The sequence below is a fragment of the Pyrobaculum sp. genome (genome assembly GCF_049971835.1).
GTDB lineage: Archaea > Thermoproteota > Thermoprotei > Thermoproteales > Thermoproteaceae > Pyrobaculum.
This window is the reverse complement of sequence record NZ_JBMFKV010000087.1, coordinates 1-8641: the sequence shown is the minus strand read 5'-3', so window position 1 is coordinate 8641 and position 8641 is coordinate 1. Positions and strand designations below refer to the sequence as shown.

The window sequence follows — 8641 nt, the reverse complement described above, 5'->3', positions numbered from 1 at the left end:
GCGGCTGAGGCGCCTCCGCCGTCTGGGGGGTGGGTGGAGCTGGCGGAGGGTTGGTGCGATTTTTATGAGGTGAAGTGGGAGTCTTCGCCTCCGCCTGGCGATGTGCATGGTCTCGACAGCCATTCTGTTGTTGTGGAGTTTGAGGGTGTTTCTGTGATTGTGACTACTGGGGCTTTGGTGGGCCGCTGTTCGGCTTTTGTGCCTGGGGTGTCTGCGTCGTGGCTGGGGGTGAGGCTGAATTTTAGGGGTGGTGGGGATTTGCTGGAGGGGTCTAGGCTGTACTACAGGTCGAGGTTTTTGGATAGGGTTTTTGACGTGGATTTCGACTTGGAGGCGGCTAGGGACGAGGTTAGGTATCACGTGGAGGAGGTGCTGGCGCGTGTCTGGGACGGCGGTGGGGTGTTGCTCCTCGACGGCCCCCTCTTCCGGGCGCTCGACGTGTTGAAGAGGGGCGGGGCCTACGCCTTTCTCTACTCGGAGGTGTACCGGAGGCGTTTTGAGCTTCTGCGGGGGAGGCGGGTGGTGGGGGTGGTTAAGAGGGTGGATCAGTCTGCGTATCTGGCTAGGTGCGTCGGCGTCGGCTCAGACGACGAGGTGGCGGCGAGGAGGCTTCTGGAGGGGAGGCCCGGGTTTGTGGGCCCCGTCGTGGTTAAGTGGGGGGACTTGGTCAAGTACATGTACTACGTGGGGGTGCCGAGCGCCAAGGGGGTGAGGGTTTTGAGAGTCGAGGCCTTTGACCCGTCCCTCGCGAGGGAGGCGGCCACCTGGCTCGGGTCTCTTGCTGACCACGTGGGGGTGCCCGTGCCCATATCCGCCGCCGACAGGCTCGCCAGGCGTCTAAACGCCGCCGCGGTGAGGCTCCTCTACTCCGCCTCTCCTGTGGAGCCCACTTATAGAGGCTTGGAGGCGGTGGCGGCCGCGGCTAGGGAGCTATGACTTACCTCCTCGCCGCGGCTGGGCTTACAATTTTGAGGAAGATGGGGGTCGACAACCCGGCGGGGCTGGTGGCGGCTAGGCTGGATAAATACGGCGACAGGTGCCCGCAGCCGTCTCAAGTGCCCGAGCTCCACGCCGCCGAGGTCCTGGGGAGGCGCCTGGGGGCGCGGGTGGGGCTGGAGCTGGTGGCCACGGACACCCCCGAGTCAGTCGCCGCGGCCCGGCTGATTCTGCTCTGCGCCAGGGTGTCGGGGGCGGCGGAGCCCCTGGGGTTCTACACGGTCAAGAGGTTCGCCCCGGGGGACTACCAGGGGGTGGCGGAGTTCCTGCGTCTAGCCGTCGAGAGGCTCCGCGCCGCAGGCGGGGGGTACGTCTCCATCACCTCCGGCTTCAACCTCCAGGTGGTCTACCTCGCACTGGCGGGGTGGCTGGCGGGGGCAAAGGTGATATATGTAGACGAGGGGGGCAACCTATTCGAGGTGCCCCAGGTGGAGATCTGCCGCCTCCCACATGAACTGGGGGTAGCTACCTCAGTTGACGAGTGACGCGAGCTCTTAAGGGCGGGGAGCCTCGCCGTAGCTGGGGGCGCCAGGTGGTGTCTTTGAGGAGGTGGGTCGCGTGGACTTCTTTCGGCGCGGTTTGTAACAAGTCGCCGAACCTTCTACTAAACGCCTGGCGTTTTCGGCGCACACTTTCCCTTTCTACTCTCTAGGCGGGGCTTGTGCATGCGCTGAGCCGCGCACGGGGGTGCCGCCAGGGTGGTCGACGCCGCCATCAGCGTGTGCCAACTGCGGCCGCGCCTCAGTTGCCCCTGGGGCTGGCCTCTGCAGACCCGCCGGCGCGAGGACGTCCCCCCGCTATTATCTGCGTGGGTCAACTGCGCGTCTCCGCCGGCTGGAACTGGCGGCGCCGTTTGCCTCGCCTTTTAGCCCCGGCGTCGCGTGGGGTCCCTCCCATGTGGGCGCACGTCGTGGCTTGGGCGGGGCTGAGAAGGGCGTGGCGGGCGCGTTATGGATAGGGCACCGGGATCTTCCTAAGCTCCTCGTATGTGAGGTGGCAGTCGCATATGCCTAGTATTTTCTTGGCGTTGTAGTAGCGGGGGTGTCCAAACATGGGCCACCTCGGCGTGTTGTATTGGGTTAGGCTTGGGATGAAGACCTTCACCAGCCTTAGAGGGTCGTAGCCGTGGTATTCGTACCAGTAGTAGCTCGGTAGCGAGGATAGTCTGTGGGACAGCCTCTCGGGCCCCCCGCCTTTGGGGGGCTGCATCTCCTTTGATCTTGAAAAGAACATGTCGTAGAGCCTCGCTAGGTTTTCTCTGTAGCCCCAGTACCACACTATTCTGAATAGGTTGTCGGCCTCGGTGGGGTCTGCGTCCTTCTCTACGTAGTACAGCGCGCTGTCCCCGCCGAGCTCCTTCCTCAGGAGAGCTACTTGGTACATGAACATAAAGGCTTGGCCGACCTCGCCCAGGGCCTTGGCTAGGGCCTCTTCAAAGCTGAAGCCGGCTCCGCCGCCGGGCATGTAGCAATACACATCTCTATCCGCCAGCAGATGCGCCGTGACGACGTACACCCCCTCGACGTCTGTACGCCAGAGGAAGACGTGGAGCTTGTAATCAAGCGGCCTGGGCCTCAAGCCCAGCAACGCCAGCGCCTCGTCGAGGCTCATCCTGACTCTATACGGCGGTATGTCGCTGTGCCAGCCGAGATTTACGGCGTCTCTCTCCACAAACTCCAACGCGCCTCTGTAGATCGCCTCCATCCCCACGCCCAGCGCGAGCCCGCCGCTGGAGGAGTAGCCGATTCGCGCCTCGCCCTTGGCCAGCCGGTATCCAAACGCCACTATCTGCCCCGGGGCCAGCGGCCGGTCTCCCCCCTCTAGTCTAACCCACCCTACCTTTGTCTCCTCGGTGAATTTTTTAAAAGGCACGACTTGTTGCGGGGCGAACAGCGGGATTTCCCTTGGGCCGAGCGCTCTTGAAGTGAGCTCGCGGTACGGCGCCACCACCTCGGCCCTGGGTGGTTTCATGATGGGGAGCGACCTCTCCAGCGCCTCGCCGATTGCGGACTTGTACGCGCGTAAGGCGTTGAACCCCTTCCCGCCGTGCGGGACGAACTTGTATTCAAACCAGGGCGATTGGTACAAGATGCCGAAGTCTAAGTCGGCTACATTCGCCGTGTGAACCGGGAAGTCGCTCCACCGCGGGATGCTGAGGCGGTGCCCAATGTGGATGTGGCCGACGTTGCCTAAGTTCTCAAAAAGCGATAACTCGTCTAGGAACTCCTCCAGCGTCTTCATAAACCCGATACAACTTCGTAGGGCTCGCAGAGAGGCGTGGAGTACACACGGGCTACGTCGATGAAAAACCTCTCGAAGTCTACTAAAACCGCCCTCCCTCTGAGCTCCTCAACAGCACCAGTTTTAAACATGACTGCAGTTAGGTAGGCTAAGAACTTTAGGTAGAGGGGATCCGGCTGTAGCTCCTCTTTATCTGCGTAGTCTCTGATGGATCTAAACAGCCAGCTGGTGGATGCTGTTAGTTGTTGCTCTAGGCATAGATATCCAGGGAGGCCGGGCTCGTATAGGGGGCCTATCACCCCGAGGTCAAGCGCGAGAAATACGGGCAGGTATCTGTGCCGGCTACGCCTCGCCTCCTCGTCGACTTTCCTAAGGAGAGAAGGCCTCCAGCTGTCAGTGGCGTATATCTTAAGGCCGGGCCCAAACTTAACCCCAGCCTCGCTTAAAGCGGCTCTTAAGGCACTGGCAAGAAGGCCATCGCCTAATACCTCCACCGGTAGCGCCGGCCTAACGCCTAGGGGCATCAAGTCCCTGAGTTTTTCATGGGGCCTCCCCGATTTCAGCGCCTCCATAATCTCGTCGCATTCCTTAATGTCGCCGCATTCCACTAAGATAGAGTGCTTAAACAGCCCCTGAAGGAGGACGATCTCTGTGGGGGAGATTCTGACGGCCCTCATGGCTTCGAGTAGAGTTTTACAAAGTGGAGGCCTAGCGCGAAGACTGCGGCGGCCGCCGCGGCGGGGTACGCCAGCATGCTGATAGGAGCGTCTCCGCCCAGCACCGTCACGGTGGCGTAGGTTGCGGTGTAGCTTGTGGGCATCGCGAGGGCGATGCGAGCCATAGATTCGGGAAGCACCTCAAGGGGTATGAAGTAGCCTGTTGTGAAGGCGAATAGCAGATATATCATCACGCCGAGGTTTATTAAGGCGGAAGCATCCGCCTTGTGCACAGTCATGGCGTTGGTCATAAGCAACCCAATGCCGGCGAAGAAGAGGTAGTTCAAGATGTACGCCGCCCAAACCTGCCACGACGATGCAATTCGCCAGATCTTTACGCCGTAGAACTCAGCGACAAAAAACACCGCGCCGATCCCTATAAATGAAGATAGCAGATTTGAGGCCGCCACGGAGGCCATGATATTAGTCTTACTCATTCTGAAGAGGGCCGCCCTCTTGTTGAGACCCGACGTAGTTAAGCCGGCGAAGAGTGATAAGATTCCCATAATACCCGAGGCCATGGCCTCAACTAACACCAAGACGGTGGCGGTTCTCATGGGGCCTTGGGCTAGCATCGATGTGGCGTTGGCGGCTCCGATAATCTCCAGCTTCACGTCCACAGGGACTGTGAGGTTGGGATAGTAGTACTGGTAGATCAGCCCCTGCACGGCACCCGCGACTACGCCGCCCCAGATATTCGACGCGGAGTAGATATGTATGGAGGAGCCGTTCGCCACTACCAGCGTCGCCGGCATCCTCAAACGCGCCGTCTCTCGCAAGACGAAGGCCTTGGGGTCGCCCACTTGGCTTACAAGCCTTAGATCATATGTCGAGTTTAGAGCCTCTTCTAGAAATTGTCCTAGGGAGTTGTTGGCGTATAAGAACACGGGCGCCTTCGCCGCCTCCCCGCCGCCTCCGAACACAGCGCCAAAGATAGCCATCAAGATAGCGGGGAAGGCAACCATCCAGAATAGAAATGGCTTACTCCGTAGCGTATTAACCAGTAGGAGGTACGTCGTCTTAAGCATATCCAGCCAGCTTTCTAAAGGCCTCGAAGAGATCTGGCGGCTTTATCTCCACGGAGGCGACATTCCCCTCGCCTGCCAGCGTAGCCAGAAGAGTCTTGAGGTCGCTGAACTCCAGCGTCTTCTCAACGCCGTCGGCGGTCGTCACGCGGGCTTTCCACACCCCTCCGAACTTACTGACCAGCTCATAGGGCGTGCCAGACGCCACGACCCTCCCCCTCACTATGACGGAGACCTCCCACGCCCTCGACGCCAGCGATATGTCGTGGGTTGAAAACAACACAGCAATCCCCCTCTCCCTCACCAGCTCCTCGAAGAGGCGGATCAGCTCCACCCTGGCGGCTGGGTCGAGGCCGGACTCCGGCTCGTCCAGTATCAACAACTCCGGCTCTAACAACAGCGCAGATGCTATATCAGCCCTCTTCCTCTGACCTGTTGAGAGCTTCCCGTAGCGTCTGTTTGCAAGTTCTTTAATCCCCACAGCCTCCAGCGCCCCGAGTATCTGCCGCGGGCCTATTTTCACCCCGGACAGAGACGCTACAAGCTCGAGGTTCTCCCTCACGGTTAGGTTTTCGAGTAGCGAGGTGCCCTCCAACACCACGCCCACCCTCCGCGCCAGGCGCGGGGGGAGCTCGCCCCGCACCTCCTCGCCTAGGATTACAACCCTCCCCTCGTCAAGTCTTCTAAGCCCCAGCATGCCCTCTATAAGCGTCGTCTTCCCAGCCCCGTTGGGGCCGAGCAACGCGGCGAGCTTGCTCCTCATGTAGAAGTCCGTGTTGTTAAGAGCGACGACGTTTCCGTACCTCTTCGTCAAGCCCGTCGCCTCAATTACGTAGCCCATGGCCGACCGCCACGGCCACGATAGGCCTTTCGTGTCTAGCCAGCCCGAGGGATTTGGCCACGGCCTTTCTGTCGAAGCCGGCTATAATTGTGGAGGATAGGCCCTGGGCGGTTGCTGCTAGGTGTATGTTCTCCGCCACTACGCCGGCGTCGACGAGGCAGTACTTGTAGTACGCCCTCCCGTACTTCCACAGCCCTCTGCTTAGATCCCCCACGAGGAACATTGCGATGGGGGCGTTTTTGAACTCCCCCTGGACAAAGCTTTCGGACAAGGTGTGGGGGTAGCACGGGCGGCACAGGACCCCGAGGCTGTGCCTAACGTAGTGGTAGTAGTACACCCCCGGCTCTAAGCCCTCGACGTTGAACGCGGCGAGGTAGAGATCTACGCAGTGGAGCCCCCCGGCGCTGGGGGAGGACCTCAGGGGGTAGTCCAACATGCCGTAGATCCCATCCGCCGTCTCGGTGACGCCCGCGGCCGCAAAGAGTATATTAGACAGCTCTTGTAGAGAAATAGGGCGGGGGGCGAAGAGCCTGCCGCTCCTCCTTTTTTTAACTACTTCTAAAAACGGCGTCGAAGGCCCGTCAGGCCTCGGTAGCGGCAGAAGCTCTTTATAGTCCTTATAAAGCCTCAACCCACGGGGCGGCTTTTCAATTACAAGGGGGTCCTCCTTCGTCTCCAGCTCCTCGTCTATCTTAATTACGAACTCTAACTCCTCCATAGGTATGCAGGGACTACCAACGTCTTTGGCAACTCGATGTGCGGACTCAAGACCCTCTCCCAGCCGCCTGACGCATCCGCCAAGCCTAGGAGAAGACCTGCTAGTACGACGCCGGTTATAAGCCCCCTTTCGCCTTCTGCGTAGTAGGATCTCAAGGCGCTTACCACCGGCACTAAGGCAAGACGGCCAGGTGTTTTAAACGCCGTGCCGATCTTGGCCATATGCGACTCAGATATAACTCTGTAAGTTACGCCGTCTTTAACCACGGCTAGATCTAGATATCTCCAAGCTCTCAGTTTTATGAACTTCTTGGCAACAGTCTTGAGCTCCTCCGGGATTTCGTGCACCTCTCCGAATCCGTGCCACGTCCACATATTATCGAGTTCAACCGCCTGCGGGGAACGCGATGCGTTCATAACGTAGAGAGCCGTCAAGGACTTCTCGAAATCCCAGTAACTGCCCCGAGCGTCTACACGCCGCAGTGGTCTTGACATGAATCTACTTTGCATATTTAACAATTGGCCAGAGAATATATGCATTCATAAAAGTGTGAGCTAGCCAAGCGCTTAGGAGCCCGCCCCAGAGGAACAAGAGTGTGAGAACGAAGTCGTCTACCATTTTCACAACGCGCAGGTACATAGGTAAGCTCCTAGAGAATATGAATAAGAAAGTCCCTGCGGCTATCAGCACTTCCACGCTCACCGCCTTTTTGAGTACTGTGAGTACCACGCCTCTGATAGCCTCCTCTCCTAACACATATGCGCTGTTCATGAAGATGCCGTAAATCCCCCTCCCCGTATAGGGATCTTGCAAACTTGTTATTCTCTCAGCGTCGAGCTCAAGCCTAGCCGGATCTAGCCTAGCCACAATATATGTACTCAGCCTCACGTCTAAAACCCCTACTAGTAGACCCAGAAGCGGAGCTACCACCGCGAGGAACGGAACACTGCCGAAAAGAAATTCATGCAGATATTTCCCTTTAGATGCCATTGAGATATAAACCATGATTTGAATAAAGGCAAGAATCATGAGGGAGAAATAAACTTTGTACTTTTTCTTCATAGGTTATTAACTACCCCCCCAACACCAGCACCAACCTTGAGAATCCGCTGGAACCCTTGCCAGCTTCTCTATGTTTAATGTGGTTATTGTTAGGCTTTTGGTGCGCATAACGAGGTTTCCAGATAGCCATATTATCTTTTCTGTTCGTTTTTTGATAATACCGTTCGATATGTGTCGAAGCTACGAAACGCAATAAATGATTTATACACATTCATTATCCTATCTGTTATGGAAATCAAACGTGATGTTAGGATTGGCCAGATTAACATAGAGAAGATAGCAAGAGTACCCCTGGAGCTGACAGGTTGCTGGTGCTCCTGGACCTCCTGGTGCACCCCCGGTTGAAGTTATATATAGCCAAAAGCCGCATTTTTAATGACGGCGCAGAGACGTGAAGAGACGCTCGTAGCGCTGGCTTCCTCAATATTTCGCTACACCTCGCATTGGTTAAAATTGTTCAGCCCCATAAGGACCCCAGGTCGAGGGGGATAAGCCCCCGCCTCCTCTAGGGGGGTAGAAAACTAACCAGTTATTTAGAAGCGCGCCGCGCTCCACTGGTGGCGAGAGGGGCTTGTGGTTGCGTGTCTGGCCTCCCCCGGCGGCATTGGGGCGGGCTCTGGGTGCGGTGGGTGGGATTATTTTTAAATGTGGTACATGTCTGTTGCATGGCGGCTTTTCCCAGGGTGTTTTTGGGGGTTACCGTTGGGGTGTCTCTCCTGTCTAACGCCGCGAGGAGGGGGATTGTGGATGGGGAGTTGGCTGTCTTGAGTCCGGACGACCCTAGGCAGAGTAGATTTGCCGAGTTGTCTGTAGATCCTTTTTTGAAGTTCGCGGTTGAGGAGCCTGAGCGTTGCTGCGCCGAGTTGAATACCGTGGTTAAGGCGGCGAGGAGGTGGGACCGCCTCTTCGCGGGGGACGTCGCGGCTGTGTTTTACGCGTCAGACACGGGGCAGGGGAGGTTTGTGGCTTCTGTGTTGGAGAGGGCTTTTTGCCAGGTGGTTAGGGCCAGGTCGTGCCGGGCCTCGGCTAGGGTGGTTGAGGG

10 protein-coding genes are annotated in these 8641 nt (G+C 58.1%); 3 read left to right on the top strand and 7 right to left on the bottom strand.

What is annotated here, in order from left to right; genetic code table 11:
• Positions 1–936: DNA double-strand break repair nuclease NurA (locus ACP5J3_RS08435; protein ID WP_428495282.1), on the top strand; the 936-nt coding region annotated here is incomplete at its 5' end.
• On the top strand, positions 933–1481 hold the full coding sequence (locus tag ACP5J3_RS08430) for a CRISPR-associated protein (protein ID WP_428495281.1): 549 nt from the start codon (positions 933–935) through the stop codon (positions 1479–1481). The genes ACP5J3_RS08435 and ACP5J3_RS08430, both read left to right, overlap by 4 nt.
• A 463-nt stretch (positions 1482–1944) precedes the next feature.
• Here the strand turns inward: ACP5J3_RS08430 and ACP5J3_RS08425 are convergent, their stop codons facing one another.
• The 7 genes from ACP5J3_RS08425 to ACP5J3_RS08395 are packed head-to-tail and all read right to left on the bottom strand — an operon-like array spanning position 1945 to position 7599.
• The gene (locus tag ACP5J3_RS08425; RefSeq protein WP_428495280.1) at positions 1945–3237 is read right to left on the bottom strand and encodes a YcaO-like family protein; all 1293 of its coding nucleotides are present in this window, start codon (positions 3235–3237) and stop codon (positions 1945–1947) included.
• The gene (locus ACP5J3_RS08420) at positions 3234–3914 is read right to left on the bottom strand and encodes a hypothetical protein (protein ID WP_428495279.1); all 681 of its coding nucleotides are present in this window, start codon (positions 3912–3914) and stop codon (positions 3234–3236) included. The genes ACP5J3_RS08425 and ACP5J3_RS08420 overlap by 4 nt, the downstream gene beginning before the upstream one ends.
• Positions 3911–4981: a hypothetical protein gene (locus tag ACP5J3_RS08415; protein WP_428495278.1), complete on the bottom strand. Its 1071-nt coding sequence runs from the start codon at positions 4979–4981 to the stop codon at positions 3911–3913. Before ACP5J3_RS08415 ends, ACP5J3_RS08420 begins: the two co-directional genes overlap by 4 nt.
• Positions 4974–5819: an ABC transporter ATP-binding protein gene (locus ACP5J3_RS08410; RefSeq protein WP_428495277.1), complete on the bottom strand. Its 846-nt coding sequence runs from the start codon at positions 5817–5819 to the stop codon at positions 4974–4976. Before ACP5J3_RS08410 ends, ACP5J3_RS08415 begins: the two co-directional genes overlap by 8 nt.
• On the bottom strand, positions 5803–6537 hold the full coding sequence (locus tag ACP5J3_RS08405) for a SagB/ThcOx family dehydrogenase (protein ID WP_428495276.1): 735 nt from the start codon (positions 6535–6537) through the stop codon (positions 5803–5805). The genes ACP5J3_RS08410 and ACP5J3_RS08405 overlap by 17 nt, the downstream gene beginning before the upstream one ends.
• Positions 6525–7046, bottom strand: coding sequence for a hypothetical protein (locus ACP5J3_RS08400; protein ID WP_428495275.1), 522 nt, complete (start codon positions 7044–7046; stop codon positions 6525–6527). The genes ACP5J3_RS08405 and ACP5J3_RS08400 overlap by 13 nt, the downstream gene beginning before the upstream one ends.
• A complete protein-coding gene (locus tag ACP5J3_RS08395; RefSeq protein WP_428495274.1) occupies positions 7036–7599 on the bottom strand; it encodes a hypothetical protein in 564 nt (187 codons plus the stop codon). The genes ACP5J3_RS08400 and ACP5J3_RS08395 overlap by 11 nt, the downstream gene beginning before the upstream one ends.
• A 665-nt stretch (positions 7600–8264) precedes the next feature.
• Here ACP5J3_RS08395 and ACP5J3_RS08390 point away from each other — a divergent pair.
• Positions 8265–8641 (top strand): putative CRISPR-associated protein (locus ACP5J3_RS08390; RefSeq protein WP_428495273.1); only part of this gene is annotated, 377 nt, incomplete at its 3' end.

Coding starts and splice junctions, on each gene's coding strand:
- ACP5J3_RS08430 (WP_428495281.1), top strand. CDS start 933: ATGACTTACCTCCTCGCCGCGGCTGGGCTTACAATTTTGAGGAAGATG.
- ACP5J3_RS08425 (WP_428495280.1), bottom strand. CDS start 3,237: ATGAAGACGCTGGAGGAGTTCCTAGACGAGTTATCGCTTTTTGAGAAC.
- ACP5J3_RS08420 (WP_428495279.1), bottom strand. CDS start 3,914: ATGAGGGCCGTCAGAATCTCCCCCACAGAGATCGTCCTCCTTCAGGGG.
- ACP5J3_RS08415 (WP_428495278.1), bottom strand. CDS start 4,981: ATGCTTAAGACGACGTACCTCCTACTGGTTAATACGCTACGGAGTAAG.
- ACP5J3_RS08410 (WP_428495277.1), bottom strand. CDS start 5,819: ATGGGCTACGTAATTGAGGCGACGGGCTTGACGAAGAGGTACGGAAAC.
- ACP5J3_RS08405 (WP_428495276.1), bottom strand. CDS start 6,537: ATGGAGGAGTTAGAGTTCGTAATTAAGATAGACGAGGAGCTGGAGACG.
- ACP5J3_RS08400 (WP_428495275.1), bottom strand. CDS start 7,046: ATGCAAAGTAGATTCATGTCAAGACCACTGCGGCGTGTAGACGCTCGG.
- ACP5J3_RS08395 (WP_428495274.1), bottom strand. CDS start 7,599: ATGAAGAAAAAGTACAAAGTTTATTTCTCCCTCATGATTCTTGCCTTT.